Raw genomic sequence first — 16,711 nt, 5'->3', positions numbered from 1 at the left:
TCGCCCGCATATCCTGCGGCTTCAGACAAGTTTATTTCAAGCTTTATCGACAGGTAAGGTTTGTCAATGTGCACGCTATTTAAATGAGCTTAAAAAGCTATTCACATGAAAACTACTTGCATTCAAGGTAGTGATGTCTTTGTGTGAAGCTAAGCTTTTACGAGTACGATGGAGTTTTTATGTCTTTAGATACAGTTTTAATCTTCGCTGGAATTGTCTTCATTATCGCTATCATTCCCGGGCCTAATGCGTTACTGGTGTTATTTACGGCACTGACAAAGGGCCGGGTTCATGCATTTATTAATATCCTGGGCGTGAGTACAGGCTTTTTAGTCCATGCGTTTATCTCGGCTCAGGGTTTAAGTCTGATACTGGCTCAGTCAGACAGGGCATTTGTGATAATGAAATGGCTGGGTGTGAGTTATTTAATCTGGCTAGGTATATCTCACTTGCGTGCAGGTCTGTTGTTGCAAGATGGACAGAGCGTGCAAGCAGACGGTGAAGAAGGACCGGTGCTGGAAAAGGGAGAGAATGCCAAACTTAAAGCTAGATTCGGTGATTTACCTGGTTATTTCATAAAGGGATTTTTGACTAACATGCTTAATCCTAAGATTGTGCTTTTTTATGTATCAATTTTTCCTCAGTTTGTTTCACAAGAGCAGATGCTGAATGACAGTATGGTGTTGGGAATGACCCAGGCTATGGTCGTGTCAGCTTGGTTCTTACTGGTGATACTATTAGCCGAACAATTTAAGTCTTTCCTGACGAACATAAGCAATGCACGTCGCCTGAATTATCTCTCGGGGAGCCTCTTTCTTGGCTTTGGAGCCAAGTTAGCCACCACTAAACTTTGATCTTTCAATTAGCGATCGTTTAAACTATGCCGTATCTAGCAAGATACGGCTGTACAAGCTACAATTCACACAGTTTAACTACTTTGGTTTAGCTCTGAATTCACTGGCCGAAACAAGATTAATAACAATACGAGATTAAATGCAAACTTCAAAAATTGATCCAATGACATTGGATTACCTTCTCAAGTTAAGAAGAGCACAATCGCTGAACACGTTAGAGACAATGACCGAAGCATTAGAGAGAGATAATCCCTTAGCCAGCGCACAAGAATCGATCGCTCAGGCATGGGTACTGCGTGAAAAAGAGATTAAATCAGGCGTGTTAACCACCATCGCTTAATAAGTCCCGTGTACTTCAAGCTAAGTTTTGAGCTAAGTTCGAGCTTGTCGCTCGGGCTAATGGATTGGGCTAATATCTAGGGCTGGTCGTTCAAGGTATATGGTTCTGTAAAAGAGAGAACTAAGTAAAGTCTCTGTGAAGTGCTGTATGCAAAGTTAGCTTAGAGTTATATCAAACAGAAAAGCCAGTTGTTACATCAACTGGCTAACAGAAGGGAATATTTTAAATCAATTTCCAGACCTGAAGTTCCGGGTTGTCGTAGCCTTTCTCTAATTTTTCATCCAGTTGTCCAAGTAGCTGGTTGAGCTTTTCGATGGACGGAGAGTCATTATAGTCAGCGATACACTTTTCCTTTATTTCAATCGTCCTAAAGCGACCTTGTTGGAAGCTGTCTTTTTTCTCATAGCTTCCATCACCCTTGTATTGGTATTCACTCACAAATTCGATAATCTCCATAAGCTCATCAAGTAATAGTTCCATTTATACTCCTTACAGATCATAAGCGCTGAATTATTGGTCTAAAGTATTCTTGAGTCTCTTTGAGTGTAGCCTACCGTGGAATTAAAGCTGGGGCTCGACAATAACAAACCTAGGTGTACCCGCAATAGGCGCATACCAATCACTGCCATCGACATAGAAGGTTACCCCATTCACAGTCACAGTAGTGGTACCTGCAGGAAGCATATCCACTATTGACCCGGTTATCGTTTCTGTAGACTGAGCGGCTGGGGCTTCGTCTGTGGTTGTTTGCACCGTTACCGGTGGCTGTTCAATGTAAATATATTGGTCGCCATTTCTCTTGTAGTAGGCATTATCGACGATGGCATAGCTGATCCCTGAAATTACAATGAAGCTTGCAGAGGCAGGTAGGTGCTTATGATGGTATGAACGGTGTTTAGGTGCTTTATGAACCGGGCGATGACCAGGCTTAACGACGACTTTCTTCACGTGTACGCTTGCTTTGTAAGGGGAAGCCTTGGTGGGAACCACTTGGTTTGGATGAGCCATTACAGTGCCTGTGACTCCGGTTAAAGTGAGCAATAAGATCGCATTGCGTAAGCTGGTTGATGTAGACATAAGCACTCCGGCGTAGTTGATAGTTATAGCGTATCAACTGCAAGTTCAAGCTGTGTCTTGCTAATGTAAAGGCGTGTAAAATCTATGCTAACCTTTCCCATCCGGGAAAAGAACATCAGATTTAGGTCGAATATGGTGTCCCCAAAAAATAGGTCGCTGATGTCACAATAATCGGGGGTAGGGTAGCAGGTACACTATCTCAGGCATCTTCTTCGTGCATGTAGTCTTCGATTCGCGTCATCTGCTCATCGACTAATGTGTTAATTTTTGCCAGTCGATAGTTGCCATTAGACATGGTTTCAAGGCAGATACTCTCTCCCTCGTGGAGCTCGAGTCGATCAAGCACATCTTGGGGCAGCTCGATTCCCAACCCAGTACCGACGGTCCGTAATTTAAGTTCAGTCATTGTCGTTATTCACTTATATCATAAAGCATTGGAGTTATGCCTAGCCTGTAAAAGCGAAGCATTTAAATTCAAATTATAGTAGAAGCAGATTTGTTCGATATAAAACGAGTCGTGAACCTTAGTTATGGCCTTCTTGTTCTTTCTTATCCTTGGGGTGTGTCCTAATATGAAAATAGAGCTCGCCCGGAAGGGATAGGAAACTTTTGGTTAGCCCCAGAAACAGTAGAAGCATATGCCGATGATGAAACAATCGACACCCTTTGTATTGATCAGGGGGCTATTCAGAGAGCAGAGACATTGGGGAAGATTCCCGGCTCTGTTATCTAAGGCATTCCCCGATTCCGATGTTATCTGTGTAGATATTCCGGGAGCCGGGCGGCGAAATATGGAACTGTCTCCAACCTCTATCGAGTCGATGGTAGATAAAATCAGAGATGATTTCGATGCCAGAGTTCCGGTCAACATTATAGCCATCTCAATGGGGGGCATGATTGGCTTGCAGTGGGCTGCAATGTATCCGGATGAAGTTAATAGCCTTATCTGTATCAATACCAGTGCCAAGAATTATTCCACTTTCTGCCACAGGTTAAGACCGAAAAACTATTTCAATATCATCAAGGCTGCATTCTCAAATGTTAAGTACAGAGAGAAGGCTATCTATAGTCTGGTTTCAAACAGACCCGAAAACACTGAAGTAATAAATGGTTGGATTAGTTATGCAGATGAATACCCAATCAGTAAAAACAACTTTTTCAGACAGTTATTGGCAGCATTTAGATTTGATATTACAAGGCCAGTGAGTTGTCGAGTGCTATTTATATCATCCCTCAATGATAACCTGGTTAGCCATATTGCTACCAAGGCAATAGCGGAGAAATGGCTAGCGCCTATGATTGTAAATACCCTTGCTGGTCATGATATACCATTGGATGATCCTCAATGGTTATGTGACAAGGTAGAAAGCTTCATAACTCATTCTCATTGAAAATAGATAAGTAGATGAATAGATAAATAGTTGAATAGATACGTACTTCAACCGCAAATTCTATCCGGCGGGGGGAGCAAGTGAGAAGGGCGGACAAGCATCATGGAAAGTGCTTATCTGCTTAATCGAAATAAGGCTAAAATTTTTTAGACTGTTTGGTTCCTAAGCCACTTATAGGCGAATAGTAGGTAAAAAGTCGACTATACTGAACAATGAAAAGCGTTTCTTAGTGCGTGATAGGGTTGTTAAGTTTATAGGATGTCACGACGCTAAGAGCAGCAACCGTGTTAGTTTCTGGGCTTACAGCGCGGTCAACGAGGGAAGTAGCAAAACCCTGAAATAGCTAGCCCCCGACGCGCTTTTCACTCACTTTTCTTAAGGCCTGCTTCTTAGCAGGCCCTTTTTATTGCTGTTTAAAAACAAGGCTTTCCGGTTATGAAATGAAAACAACAGTTACTGTTAGAGCCGCTAACATGTTACTGCTTATTCTCGATCATAATTCTACAGTTAGCCATATGAGCGATGACCTCAGTGTTTTTACCTGACAACTTGTAGGTCAGTATGTCACCCTCGATCTGATAGCTATCGACAATATGCCCCTGGCCCTTACCGGTACAGTTGACTCTGATATTTGTGCTATCTGTTGTCTGTTCGACTATAACGGGGAAATTTCTATCTAAAGCAATATGAGATCCAACGATAGCTAGCGCTATCATCGACCCAATAAGGATTGTATTGAAGGTATTTCTTAGGCGTTCATTCATTTTGTCTTCGATATTGATTTGTGTCATTTTCGCGCTCTCGTTTAGTTTTAGCTAATCAGATCTTAGCTTTGAACCAACCTCAAATGATGTTGAAGAGCATACCCTCGCCATAAGGTCGGTCTTAATTAATTTTCCTCTCTCTATTCACTCTGTTTTGAATGATGCAGTCGTTATGCTTAAGTCTATCGCAGCAAGTTAAAGGATTATAAAACGTAATTGTTCCAAGAATTCTTTAACGAAACTGAAGAATGGAACAGTAAATACTCTCTTGATAATATACCTTTAAATCAATGGTTAACCTTATTACCAATTTCTAGGGCTTAAGTTGAACGGCCCGCTAGATAAGAGTTTTTATAAAAAACTCATGCTATATCATTAAACTGAAGTGGGAATTAAAATCTATTAATCTTCATGTCTAAACAGTTAAATAGCCTAAAAGCGAGGCTGTCGATGGTGAGGCCTAAAGCATAAGACCTTTTTACCAGAAACTGATGTCTTCATTTAACCTCTTAATTGATATTTATTTCGATGGAGTAATTGTATTTTCTTGATAAAAAATGGACTACTAGCGGGCGGTACCACAGTTAATGCGATTGGCGGCATGTAAATTTGTCGCAGAGAGCCGAGTACACAACACAAGCTTTGAATTCTGATTTTCCTGCGGAATATATGCTGGCATGACACTGGTAGAATCATCAGGGAAGGGTGGACGAAAGGGTACTGTTTAAAATTTCAATAGAACGAATACGCGTGAATGAAAAGAACAGAAATTAAATTTCTAGTAGGAACATGTTGTTCGATGAAAAATGGATGCAGCAAGACTGCTTAACCCCTTACTGAATAGGCAAATCGTTTTTTAGACTGTTTGGTTTCTAAATGAGTTTGAGCTAGAAAATAGACTATACTGAAAAACGAAAACGATTCTTAGAGCGTGATAGGGTTGTTAAGTTTATAGGATATCCTGACTTTAAGAGCAGTAACCTTGTTAGTTTCTGGGCTTACAGCGCGGTCAACGAGGGAAGTAACATAACCCTGAAATAGCTAGCCCCCGACGCGCTTTTCACTCAATTATCTATAGGCCTGCTTCTTAGCAGGCTTTTTGCTGTAGGTCTGGTCTTCACTCCTATGCTTTGTTGCCAGAAGACATAGTTAATGGTTTAGAACTGAGTACATAGGAAATTAAGTTCAGATAGGAAAGCCATGTTTTGTATCCAACAAAGTTTAACCATGAACAAAATAAAATCTAAACACTAAAGAAAAAATCCTTTTTGACTGTGCAGGTTTGATTATGGAGTTACAGCAACTTAAGTTTCTTTGTACTAAAGAACTCTTGGATCAAAAAGTGCTAAATATGGTGTAACTAAGTGCGGAGGTGATTATGAAATTTTCCTTGAGGCTAATGTTAATTCTTCATCTGTTCTTGTTCACTTTTATTAACGCTCTGGCCGCCGATACGGTTCCGACGGATATAAAACAACCGGGTACCCAGCAAGGAGAAATTGGTAACTTAGAATCCCCGAACAAGTGTGATAATTGCCACGGCGGCTATAACAGCTCAATAGAACCTGCACACAATTGGCGAAGCAGTATGATGGCTCATGCTGGACGAGATCCTATTTTTTGGGCGACTGTGGCAATAGCCGAACAGGACTTCGACGGTTCAGGCGATCTGTGTATACGGTGTCATAGTACAAGCGGCTGGTTCGGTGGACGCTCTACACCAACTGATGGTTCAGGCTTGGCTACCGGGGACTCGGACGGAGTAGATTGTGACTACTGCCATAAACTTACTAATCCAGATAATTCAGAGCATCAAGGAACGATGAACGCTCCTTTTATTACAAATGAATCCGAGCCTAATTTTGATTCAGTATTTGATTGGGATGAACCTTTTACTGGGATTGAAGGTTATCTTGGTTCCGGCATGTCATCCATGTTTGGAGGGAGTGATAAATTAGGACCATATAACAACGCAGAGGCGCGGCACCAGTTCCTTAAATCAAACTTCCATCGTGATCGAGACTTCTGCGGCACTTGCCACGATGTTTCTAATCCGGTCGTTGGCAACTTAGCACACAATCATGGCATTCAGCCTACCGCAGACCCCGTCATCGCAAATGGCATATTAGGGGGAGCAGTGGATGGTAAGGCTGCTTTCAATAACCCGCCCTATAAATATGGCATTGTCGAGCGCACCTTCAGTGAATACAAGGCGGGTCAGATCTCCGAAACGTTGATTGCGGATTATCCAACTCTACCGGATGACTTGCAAGATGGTGCACTTGAGGCCATTTATAATGCCGCCACGCTGAATGGAACCACTGACGGTAATTACAGAAACCCAGCCGCTCCACGATACTTTAGCTGTCAGTCCTGTCACATGCGTCCAGTAACTGGCAAGGGGGCAAATAAGCGAGGAGTACCTATGCGGAGTGATCTGCCACTACATGACCTGACCGGAGGCAATTACTGGATGCCTGAGGTCATAGCGTACCTCAATGAGAAAGGTAAGCTCAGGCTTGGCGGCGACATGTCTCAAGACAATGTCCATGCCATGCTGGATGGTGTTCTGCGTGCAAAAGAACAACTAGAGTTGGCGGCGACTTTGACTATTATGGGGACTCCTGGCAGCGTGAAAGTCGTCAACCATACTGGTCATAAACTGATCTCAGGCTATCCGGAAGGTCGCCGGATGTGGCTTAACATCAAATGGTATGATGGCACTGGTAACCTGATCCGTGAAGATGGGGAATATGGTGATATTAGTATTACTTTAAAAGGACAAGCATTAACAGTTAGAAGTTTGCTCGATCTGGAAGCAACAAACACTAAGATCTATGAGGCACACATGGGGATGACGAAAGAGTGGGCCATGCAGTTGATCAATTTGGGTTATCCAGCCAGCCTTCCTCTTAGTTATGATCGTATATCAGGCAATATTAACTGTGAATTGGGGAACCTTGCTCAAATTGATGCCGAGGGTCACTCATTACCACCATGTCCAGGTAACCCCGAACGCCACGATACCTTCCATTTTGTACTGAACAATACAGTCGTCAAGGATAATCGTATCCCACCCTTTGGAATGAGTTATGAGCTGGCACGGATACGAAATACGTTGCCTATGCCTGTAGAGCAGTATGGTGGTAATCCTGGGGGGATATATGATTATTTTGATGAGGTTCCCCTGAATGTACCAACCGGTGCCCAATCTGCCAAAGTTAACCTTATGTACCAGCCAACCAGCTGGGAATACATTCAGTTCCTTTATCTTGCTAATAACGGTACAGACCCAAATGCGGGTGGTAATGAGTTTTTAGGCGAGGAGGGTCTCAACATGCTAGATGCCTGGCAAAATACCTCTATGGCTGAACCTTATGTGATGGCATCAACAATGTGGGGAACACCGCCGGGTGAATGCAATGCAACAGCCCCCAACTTTCTTACCGCAAATCCAGCTGAAAAGCAGGTTGCATTGAGTTGGCTGGAGGTAACCAGTGAACCAAGTATAAGCGGCTACAAACTCTACTACGATCAAGCTGGTAAGGCCCAGTTGGTCGAAGACCTGTCATGCACGCCTGATTCAATATTGGAATGCACCAACTATACCGACACAGACCTGACTAACGGTCAACAATACTGCTATAAGGTTACATCGTATAACAATGTCTGCGAGTCTGAGTTTAGTAATATCCTCTGTGCAATTCCGATCCAGCCGGGTCAGGAGGATTTGGCTGGAATCGCAGAGCCTATACAAACTGGTAAGTGGCTTAAGGAAGGAAAAGGAAAGCACCAGACTATAACGTTTGTAGTCACCAGTGAATTCATTCAGGGTGAAGATGTAGTGTTCCAAGTTACTGTTAAGGATGAAAGTGATTTGCCTATATCGGGTGCGACGGTTAACTTCTTGGTTGACGGTACCGAATCGACAGAATTTACCAGTGTCGTCAGTAATGAAAACGGTATAGCTCAAGCGTCGTGGAGTACTGATGCGCCAAATAAAAAAGGAGTAGGCGGCACAGCTGTTGGAGAATATGTCGTATTCATTAATGGTGTGACGGCAAGCGGCTATGTCTGGGATCAGATCCAGACAAGCAAAACATTCCAGATCGTTGAATAGAGATGTTTTTACGGGAAGCACAAGGGAACGCGATGTTAACTAAGAAGTCTTTATCAGTTAAAGGTTTCTTAGTTGCTGAGTATTTAGATTTGTCTAATTCCTGCATTCTTATACTCCCCCCCCCGGATGCACAGACCACATTCTTCAGCAGCGACTTAACAACCACTTTCCTCTCGATGAACTGCATATTGAGAATGCTTTGTATTTGCCTGTTACGGGCTCATTAAGACGCTGGCTGGATTGGTGGATGCCTCAGGCGGCGATGTGGAGATCTACAAAATTGATTATTGCCCTATAACAGGGCGATTTAGTGACTATTTCAATCGTGGTTCATGTTCACAACCTATTAGGCAAAAAAGCATGTTGTTTGCCACCGCCACAATACGACGCGCAGAGTTTAGCCGTTAGGCCCTGCTCATCGCGAGTTATGCTACTTCAGATCAACAATCATAGCCTTTTGGTGGATTAAGATAGACAGACATTACGTGTGTGAATGTATTGTTTGTCATGCCAGGAGGGAAAAATGAAATACCTAACTTTAATAGTGACGCTTTTGTTTACAGCCGCGCTGTCGGCCGCGCCGTCATACACCCCAAAGCAAGAGAGAGAAGTCGCGTTTTGTAGTGGGCTGTTGAGTGGTTATAACTCAGAAAGTAGCACGAATATGATGAAGTATTTGATTAAAATAGCGAAGCCAACAGATAAATATCACTTTATGCTAATCAGAGAATACGACAGGGGAACAGGTTATGTGAATGGCTGGCATGAGGGTTGTAAGAATCAACAAAGCTGTAATGAGGCATCGTTATTGGATGGGGCAATAAGCGCTTGGAAAAACTTAGAATGCAGCAGCTATGGACTTGACACTCACTTTAATACACCAACCACCCCCGAAAAAGTGATCGAAAAAGAGAACACTGAAGATGAAAATGGACCAGCAAAGATTGGTTCCAATCCAGACGATGAACCCTGCACCTGCGTGTTTAACAAAAACAGAATGTGGAACCCTGAAAAAATTGTCTGGAATGATGAAGAGTGGAAATGTGCAAATTATAATACCGATGGGACGTGCTCTGAGGTCACAACCATCGATGAAGAGCCCAAGTAGTTACAAGGTTAACGCTCTCGTTTAAAGTGGTTCTGCACAATGGTATCGAGAAATGTCGCACTGTTCGCCAAGGGAAAGTTGATTGGTGTGGCAAGGTCGCCAAACAGTGAAGAGCCACAATCCAGCAGAATCGGCATCGTGATTATGGTCATCTCATCAATCAAATATTCTTTTGAATAATTAAAGTTATTTTTCCTAATCAAAACCTCATGAGCTAGAGTCAAATCTCTAGCTCATTAATGCCCCAAAGTTTGAAGGCGTAATCAAGTAAGATCGAATATGGAAATTAAAGCTGAAGGATCGAGTATTTGCCTCCTGGCGTGAGTCGGATGCATAGCGCTTATCATCTGGGGCGGTAGACTCATCAACACTTGTAGATAAGGGAGATGAATTTGAGTGGTCTCAGTCATCTGGTAGCGTTTATGTATTACCGAAAGACGGTGAAGGTGGTGCAACGTATTACACCCACGATGTTCTGGATAGGCTTATAGCTAATTAAAAGTCTGAAGGCATTACAGTTGAAATGTCTGATGTTGAGACAAACATACTTAAATCTATACCAACTCATGAATTGTCATCAGCAAGTAATATTCCCTGGGATGGAGTCATAAGTAGGTTAGGGGTAAGTTCCAAGTAGCGTACCTACATATTCGTATAACAGGCTTTGAATCTAAATAATCTCAGGTTGCCGGAAATTCTCAACTTAAGTGGCAGTGATCAAACTCTATAAAAGTCAATTGCTTGCAGGGTTGCTATTTAACATAATATACATTGTGCGCATAGGCAGATATTGCCACAGCACATAAGTATTACTTTCATTAGTAAAATACAGAAATAGAAAGCTAACCGCCTGTTTTGAAAACATTACCGTTTTCTCGACATATAACCATTAAAAACACATGAGGCAGCTTTCTATGACTAATAATTCTAAAGAAATGGAGTTTCCTATAATGTTAAGTCGTACCCGCTTTTGGTTTTTAACTAACTTTGGCACTAAGAATGGTTCTATAGATAGTCAAAAAGCCGCTGATTATATTGGCGTATCACCGCGAACGGTTCGCCAATGGTGGCGCGTTGGCTGTCCACCTTGGATCGATAAATTGGCCGAATTAGCATCTCGTACGATTCCAGAAACAAAAGATTGGGACGGTTTTACGTTTAAAGATGGTCGCTTAATCACGCCTTACGACAAGCTGACCTTTGCCCCAAGTGAGTTAATGCGCATTTTCTATGACAGGCAATTTAACCGTTTCGACCGGGTTGAAAAAGACCAATTGAAAACTCAGGTTAACGAACTAAGAAATGAGGACGAAGCCCACGCGATACGGGAGGAAATTGACGGGTTAATACTGAGTCTTGAGTCGTTAAAGCGATCACCTATTGTTGCCCCTAAGCTGACTTACGCCAAAACGGTACGCAACAAGCGTAAATGAAAACTTGTCATCCCAGCGATAATAGCTAAGCTTTGAGTTACTCACATCCTTCTGTGAGTATTCCAGACAAAAAGCCCGCACTTGTTCCTGCGGGCTTTTTTATGCTTAACCTTCGGCAGTTTCAACGGAAAATGTTCCATGCTTAGGTGTTGCTTTGTAAAGTGAAAAATTTAATTTTTGAGACAAATTTTGTAAAATCTCTAATTCCGTTTTTCTGATTTTACTACCATAAATAATCGCTTTAATCGTATTATTTGAAAGTTGATATGATGAACCCTTAATGATTATTTCATCTTCATCGCCAACACATATCGAGCGAACTTCATGTTCATCTTTCCACTTATCATGCTTAGAAAGCAAAATTGAAAAAAGATCGAACTCGTCCTCTTCTTTAGTTGATACTTCACCTAAGATGATTGATTTGTAAGCTTTTTCAAAATCTATTTCTCTAGCTGACTCTGAGTACTTTACATCTTTGAATGATAAATCAGATTCATAAAGTAGGTCGATATCATAAGCAATACAGATGCCCTTAAGACCGTCTGCATAGTGGCACCACATCATCGAATTATCATATTTTTTGCTCAAACTACAAACAAGAAAGTTTACTTTATCAATTGTTGAGCGAATAGCTGTTTTCATTACATTTTTTGCATTTTCGATTTCAGTTCTAACTTTATCTAAATCACCCTTTACAAATAATTTTAAGTAAAATTCTTTTTCAGCCTCAACTTCTTCTTCTTTGACAAAGTATCTGTTTTCTTTAAGTATGCGCGCAAGATCGTCAGCATTCTCTGCTTTTATACCCTCTTTAAATGCAAAGTTGAATTCGAAGGGGTCATTTAAAGAGTCAGCCTCCGCATGCCATAACTGTTCGCTTAGCAGTGAGTGAATAACATTCTGATTGAGGGTTGTGTATTTGAAATAGCAATTTTCTAATTCTTTCATGTTCTTACCATGCATGCCTTAATTGCAATACACATTGCAAAACAATCTGTTATAAGTCAATAACACCGATTCAAACTTTGAGATTTATTTTAAAGCAATTGCCGATAATGACACTTATCGGCATTAAACTAGCGGCGTTTTACCCAAGCGGCTGCAACGATAACCAGTCCGGCAAAGATTGCAATCAGCTCTGTGCTGGGCTGGATCTGAACCACTACGGGGTCGGGCGTTTTCAAATCAACGGCGAAATTAGTCGGCAGGTCTTGAAACATCGCTTTTAGCCTCCAATGCAATCACCCGCTTATCGAGCTTATGAATAAGCCTTACAATGGCCTCTTTCTGGCTGTTCATCAACGTACTGATACGCCATAACAGCATCACCACCGCTACACTTGAAAAATCGACCCCTGCCGCTTTGAGCAAGGCAAATAGTGTCATATCCATTATTTTTTATTCTCCCTAGCGCGCCAAAACGCCCTAAATAATCGCATTAATCCCAAGGTGCTAACCGCTATCCCGACAATCACAAACTCGAAATACCACGGCGCACCCTTGTAGCCCATAGCCTGCCACCCGCCCGCCATATATGGCTGCATCACAGGGATAAAATGACAGAGGAACAAACCCAAAAAGACAATAATAATCAGCTCATCCATCTTTGTTTCACGGCGGTTATTTAACACGGTCAGATCATACCCCGCGTCATTGTCCTCTTGCCGCTCTACCCTCGCCGCTTGCGCTTTAAACTTGGCAATTTTGAGGTTATTCTCTGCTGTGGCCACATCGGCGGCCATAACTGAGGCAATACGCTTGCGCTCACGATAGCCGCCAGTTAGATCGGCTATCGGGTTAGTCAGAAAGCTAAACAGTTTAGAGATCCACCCCATTTTATACGCCCTCGATTGGTTGGCCGATTAGATGCCTAAGTTCAGGTTTTAGTGTCCGGCCATTAAACAGGCCCGCCATTAATACCTGATAGCCCTCATCACGGTTTAAAATCTCCCACGCCTGATCAGAGATCTGATAATTGTCATCCAGGTACCACGGCTGAATAATGAGCGGCGTTAACTCTACGGCTTGCCAACCGCCCGCCCACGCGCTGACATCAGACCACGCCTGCCCTATTGGCCTTGTGGCTTGATTGGCTAATCTGTCCCCTGCTGAATAGGCTTTTTGCATCACATACAGCCCATAAATCACCGCAACGGCAACCAGCCCATTACTTAATTTATTTAAGCCCTGCACTGGTAGCGCGGGCAATTTCAGCTTGGTCATAAGGGTTATATCCGTTTTCGAAATAGATCATTGCGGCGATTACATTTTGATAATCGGCCATAGATAGCGGCTGCTGCGCAGATACGCCCGCACGATTTGCCACAAAGTTAATATACTTTTCGGTTGGATTGTTATCACTTGGCGGGGCCCACCTGTTAACGATGCCTTGAACGGTGTTTAAGCGGTATTTATCACGGTAATTTTTCATGATACGGGCGGCGGCGCGAATGCCATAAAAGACGGATTCAAAGATAATAAAACGCCCATCATTGCCCGTCATGCCTTGCCACTGATCGCGGCCCGCTTCGATGTTGAGCGGGTTATTGTTTTTTAACCCTTTGGGTAAAATCATGTTGTCTCCTTCGACAATATACGGTTTTTGTTCGGCAGAATTTGCCGCGCTGCTCTTTGGAAGCAGTGCGCCAAAATCAAAATTAAGGTAATCGAGCGGCGAACCTGCATCATTCGTTTGACCAGGCAATGAGTTATTGACGGCTGCGGGCGTTGACCGCGGGGATTTAAGCCACCACCACGCCCCCGCCGCACATACTGCGCTCGCCGTGATTATCATCACGCGGCGCATTAGCTTAACAGCTCCATCACTTCTACTTTAACGGGCGCTAAATCTCCCGTGGTTGCGAGTTGATACGCTACAGCATCACCACTAAGCGTATCTGAGGCGCCCGTTATGACCTTACCCGATGGAGTGACAAACAGATCACATTGTTGATAATCATCAGTGCCACCATGCTCGGTGTTTACGGTCACACGTTCGGCAACTCCATCACGCAAATAAATGGCGTACAACACCCCATTTTCTACCAGTAACCACGAACCGACACCCGCATACGACACATCTTTGCCATACGGCCAGCCTTCGCCACTGTCCACCCATGTTTGACCGTAATCATCTGAGAGCCAATAACGGTTAGAGTTTCTAACAATCATGTATTGGCCTGTCGGGTCGATTCTTAGAGTTTGATTATCGACATCGATCAGCTTATTGATAAACGTAGCGCCACCATCTTCGGTATAACGAATATAGCCACTGTACCCGGCATAAAAACCAGCTTTCGAAAACACACCGACTGAATCAGTGAGCCATGCGCCGTTATAAGATTTGTATTCAGCCCATTGGCCGAAATTTATCGCGCCCGTTTCAACATTTAATGTCACCCAATAGGCGGTATAAGACACAGTGATAATATTACCCGCAATAAACGCGGGTCGGTTTGAGACACTTCTATCGGTACTTGCTAACCCTAACGCATTACCATCCACCGCATTAACTAAACGAGTGAATGTCAGCCCGTAGTCAGTGGACTTGTAAAATGTCAGAAACTCATTCTTTTCATGCACCAAATAAAGCGCATTTTTACCATCAGGCAATAGATAGAAATTACCCGTCGATAGTGCAAAATAGGGGTGGTTAGCCCATGCACCACCCTTATAGAGCTTAAGAGCATTACCATTAGAGCATAAGCGCACTGACTCATCAGGCGAGACAAACACATAACGCTTCCGTGCATCGTCCCTGACAGATGCATCCCAATATCCCACTTCTGCACCGCTATATACCGTTGCTGAATAGTCGATCAGCACAGGCGGCACAAAACCAAAAACCGCGCCCGCAACGGGAATTTCTGACACTTCATTCGCGGCTACCCGCCAACCAGTGCCGTCAATACCAGCCCCACCGACATACATTTCAGATGACGGCCGCACCCGCAACGCTGAACGCGTCACATCTGAGGCGGTTAACTGTTGCGCCCCGCCTGTTAAAAACACATTTGAGGTACGCACCGCGTTAGCCCCTGCAATGGTGGCGCGAGCTTGTGTCATCGACACTTGACCCGCCCAAAATTCGACAGCCCCATCATCACCGAAAATTTCAATTTCATCGAATGGCATGGCTTGATCGAGAGACATACCGACCCACATTTTCGAATCAAGCACAGTACTGCCGTTAAGTGTCAGTTTGATGCGCACAACACCGCCCGCACTGATTAACGAGAAAAACGCCCCTGTTTTGTTAAGGACACACATACCGTTAACTATGGTCTGGTTAATAATCATGATTTGCGCCCCGCGAGTACGACAGCACCAGCGACTAATGCGGTACCGCCTAACATGAATAACATGGTTTTATTGTTGTTTTCGGCCAATGCTGCGCCGTCTGAGCGGCTATATTGCTCGGCGAACCCCATCATCGAATCGAAGCCGCGCTGTAACTGCCCCATGGCGGTTTCGTTGGCCTCGTTTCCGGCATCGAGTGTGGTTTGAGTGAGGGTTTCGGCTAGATTGGTGTTGTTATCGTTTGAGCGTTCAATTGAACCCACAACCAATGCGGCCAAATCAGCATTACCATCGAGTGCGGCCTGTGTAACTGCAAGATTGGCAGTCATTGCACCATCTGCCGTATCACTCATATGTAACATGGCATCAGAGCCAAAGTCATAGGCGCGTTCTTGTGAGCGTTCGAGAATCGCCCCCGTATCTGTAAGCACCTCTGCCCCAAGTTGCATCATTTCGGTTTGAGCGTTGCTCACATCACCAAACAGATCACCCGCCGTATTGAGCAAGTGTGCGTTTTGGCGCTCGCTGACCATAGCTACATCAGTCACGGCATTGAACGCATCGGAGACCATGCCCCCGCCTGACGCGAACATGAGCGGCAAGGCATCGACAATATCACCGACCAGCTTAAACGCCCCGCCGTCTGTTACTGTGTTACCGCTGCCATTGAGAATTAAACCGTTGTTCGGCCCTTGAATGCCGAACGTGGTTGAGTTGTTTTCTGTGGTTTGTGTTGAAGCAGATCGAGAAGATGACCCCATTATAAAACCGCCCTTAGTATCGTTTCGGCTTTTTCAAAGCCCAAACTTTTTCCCATTCTTAGCATGGATTCGGGGCGCATCGTATGAAGTCGGACGCTGACGAATCCCTGCGCCTTTGCTTGCTTGTGGATAGCTTGAAGGTGAGCAACGGAGTTTTTACCCGCTGCCGCAACAATAACCAGCTCTTTACCATGGGCGCTGATTTCGCCTCGTAAAACGGTAAAGAACTCGTTATCACCCCATGCAATAAGTTGCGCCGTGCCTTGTGATACTTCGCTTTGAATTATGCGCAAGTCATCAAGCAAGGCGGGCGCTAATTTTTGCCACGCAAGCGAGGTTACTTTTTCATGATGAAGTAAGCCGCAATCGCTGCCGCGCCTAGAATCAACCATAAATTGCCACCGCTGCCACTGCCCGCGCCGAAATTAATATTACCGCCCTGAAAGGCGGCGTTATTCGCCTGATCACCTGTGCCTGAGCTGGCGGCGCTTGAGTTGCTCATGCTTGGCATGCCGCCCATTAGTTACCCGCCTTGTTAGTACGAGCAATGACCTGATTAACGAC

Annotated in this window: 21 protein-coding genes; 6 read left to right on the top strand and 15 right to left on the bottom strand. The window is 43.9% G+C overall.

What is annotated here, in order from left to right:
• Positions 1-179: 179 nt before the first annotated feature.
• Complete coding sequence (locus EKG39_RS07415) at positions 180-854, top strand: LysE family translocator (protein WP_126505096.1); 675 nt, start codon at positions 180-182, stop codon at positions 852-854.
• Positions 855-993: 139 nt separating this feature from the next.
• Entirely contained in the window at positions 994-1,194 is a 201-nt protein-coding gene (locus EKG39_RS07410) for a hypothetical protein (protein ID WP_126505095.1), read from the top strand.
• A gap of 222 nt (positions 1,195-1,416) precedes the next feature.
• On the opposite strand, the gene EKG39_RS07405 is transcribed toward EKG39_RS07410, so the two are convergent.
• The 3 genes from EKG39_RS07405 to EKG39_RS07395 form a co-directional block, all read right to left on the bottom strand.
• A complete protein-coding gene (locus tag EKG39_RS07405; protein WP_126505094.1) occupies positions 1,417-1,674 on the bottom strand; it encodes a hypothetical protein in 258 nt (85 codons plus the stop codon).
• Positions 1,675-1,755: 81 nt separating this feature from the next.
• Positions 1,756-2,271: a DUF6515 family protein gene (locus tag EKG39_RS07400; RefSeq protein WP_126505093.1), complete on the bottom strand. Its 516-nt coding sequence runs from the start codon at positions 2,269-2,271 to the stop codon at positions 1,756-1,758.
• Positions 2,272-2,470: 199 nt separating this feature from the next.
• Complete coding sequence (locus EKG39_RS07395; protein WP_126505092.1) at positions 2,471-2,677, bottom strand: AbrB/MazE/SpoVT family DNA-binding domain-containing protein; 207 nt, start codon at positions 2,675-2,677, stop codon at positions 2,471-2,473.
• Between the two features lie 238 nt (positions 2,678-2,915).
• On the opposite strand from EKG39_RS07395, the gene EKG39_RS07390 reads away from it, so the two are divergent.
• Positions 2,916-3,662, top strand: a complete 747-nt coding sequence (locus EKG39_RS07390) for an alpha/beta fold hydrolase (protein ID WP_246028437.1) — start codon at positions 2,916-2,918, stop codon at positions 3,660-3,662.
• A gap of 476 nt (positions 3,663-4,138) precedes the next feature.
• Here EKG39_RS07390 and EKG39_RS07385 read toward each other — a convergent pair whose 3' ends face one another.
• Positions 4,139-4,453 (bottom strand): hypothetical protein, encoded by a 315-nt coding sequence (locus tag EKG39_RS07385; protein WP_126505090.1) that lies wholly within the window; start codon positions 4,451-4,453, stop codon positions 4,139-4,141.
• 1,351 nt (positions 4,454-5,804) lie between these two features.
• Between EKG39_RS07385 and EKG39_RS07380 the strand changes: the two genes are divergently transcribed.
• Positions 5,805-8,546, top strand: coding sequence for a fibronectin type III domain-containing protein (locus EKG39_RS07380; protein ID WP_126505089.1), 2,742 nt, complete (start codon positions 5,805-5,807; stop codon positions 8,544-8,546).
• Positions 8,547-9,069: 523 nt separating this feature from the next.
• Positions 9,070-9,654: a hypothetical protein gene (locus EKG39_RS07375; protein WP_126505088.1), complete on the top strand. Its 585-nt coding sequence runs from the start codon at positions 9,070-9,072 to the stop codon at positions 9,652-9,654.
• An 8-nt stretch (positions 9,655-9,662) separates the two neighbouring features.
• On the opposite strand, the gene EKG39_RS23355 is transcribed toward EKG39_RS07375, so the two are convergent.
• The gene (locus tag EKG39_RS23355; protein ID WP_185817546.1) at positions 9,663-9,806 is read right to left on the bottom strand and encodes a hypothetical protein; all 144 of its coding nucleotides are present in this window, start codon (positions 9,804-9,806) and stop codon (positions 9,663-9,665) included.
• A gap of 798 nt (positions 9,807-10,604) precedes the next feature.
• On the opposite strand from EKG39_RS23355, the gene EKG39_RS07370 reads away from it, so the two are divergent.
• Positions 10,605-11,087, top strand: coding sequence for a hypothetical protein (locus EKG39_RS07370; protein WP_126505087.1), 483 nt, complete (start codon positions 10,605-10,607; stop codon positions 11,085-11,087).
• A gap of 105 nt (positions 11,088-11,192) precedes the next feature.
• Here the strand turns inward: EKG39_RS07370 and EKG39_RS07365 are convergent, their stop codons facing one another.
• The 10 genes from EKG39_RS07365 to EKG39_RS07325 all read right to left on the bottom strand — a co-directional run bounded on the left by EKG39_RS07365 (position 11,193) and on the right by EKG39_RS07325 (position 16,649).
• The gene (locus tag EKG39_RS07365) at positions 11,193-12,035 is read right to left on the bottom strand and encodes a DUF2971 domain-containing protein (RefSeq protein ID WP_185817545.1); all 843 of its coding nucleotides are present in this window, start codon (positions 12,033-12,035) and stop codon (positions 11,193-11,195) included.
• Between the two features lie 128 nt (positions 12,036-12,163).
• Positions 12,164-12,307, bottom strand: coding sequence for a hypothetical protein (locus tag EKG39_RS23350; RefSeq protein WP_185817544.1), 144 nt, complete (start codon positions 12,305-12,307; stop codon positions 12,164-12,166).
• On the bottom strand, positions 12,285-12,479 hold the full coding sequence (locus EKG39_RS07360; RefSeq protein WP_126505085.1) for a hypothetical protein: 195 nt from the start codon (positions 12,477-12,479) through the stop codon (positions 12,285-12,287). The genes EKG39_RS23350 and EKG39_RS07360 overlap by 23 nt, the downstream gene beginning before the upstream one ends.
• Positions 12,479-12,922 (bottom strand): hypothetical protein, encoded by a 444-nt coding sequence (locus EKG39_RS07355; RefSeq protein ID WP_126505084.1) that lies wholly within the window; start codon positions 12,920-12,922, stop codon positions 12,479-12,481. Before EKG39_RS07355 ends, EKG39_RS07360 begins: the two co-directional genes overlap by 1 nt.
• Position 12,923: 1 nt before the next feature.
• A complete protein-coding gene (locus EKG39_RS07350) occupies positions 12,924-13,310 on the bottom strand; it encodes a hypothetical protein (protein WP_126505083.1) in 387 nt (128 codons plus the stop codon).
• Positions 13,264-13,893, bottom strand: coding sequence for a hypothetical protein (locus tag EKG39_RS07345; RefSeq protein WP_126505082.1), 630 nt, complete (start codon positions 13,891-13,893; stop codon positions 13,264-13,266). Before EKG39_RS07345 ends, EKG39_RS07350 begins: the two co-directional genes overlap by 47 nt.
• Complete coding sequence (locus EKG39_RS07340; RefSeq protein WP_126505081.1) at positions 13,893-15,386, bottom strand: hypothetical protein; 1,494 nt, start codon at positions 15,384-15,386, stop codon at positions 13,893-13,895. The genes EKG39_RS07345 and EKG39_RS07340 overlap by 1 nt, the downstream gene beginning before the upstream one ends.
• The gene (locus EKG39_RS07335; RefSeq protein WP_126505080.1) at positions 15,383-16,147 is read right to left on the bottom strand and encodes a hypothetical protein; all 765 of its coding nucleotides are present in this window, start codon (positions 16,145-16,147) and stop codon (positions 15,383-15,385) included. Before EKG39_RS07335 ends, EKG39_RS07340 begins: the two co-directional genes overlap by 4 nt.
• Complete coding sequence (locus tag EKG39_RS07330) at positions 16,147-16,539, bottom strand: hypothetical protein (protein WP_126505079.1); 393 nt, start codon at positions 16,537-16,539, stop codon at positions 16,147-16,149. Before EKG39_RS07330 ends, EKG39_RS07335 begins: the two co-directional genes overlap by 1 nt.
• Entirely contained in the window at positions 16,485-16,649 is a 165-nt protein-coding gene (locus tag EKG39_RS07325) for a hypothetical protein (protein WP_246028436.1), read from the bottom strand. Before EKG39_RS07325 ends, EKG39_RS07330 begins: the two co-directional genes overlap by 55 nt.
• Positions 16,650-16,711: the final 62 nt, after the last annotated feature.

The organism is Shewanella atlantica (genome assembly GCF_003966265.1).
Lineage (GTDB): Bacteria > Pseudomonadota > Gammaproteobacteria > Enterobacterales > Shewanellaceae > Shewanella > Shewanella atlantica.
Note: the sequence above shows the minus strand (reverse complement) of the source record. Positions and strands in the feature narration are given on the sequence as shown.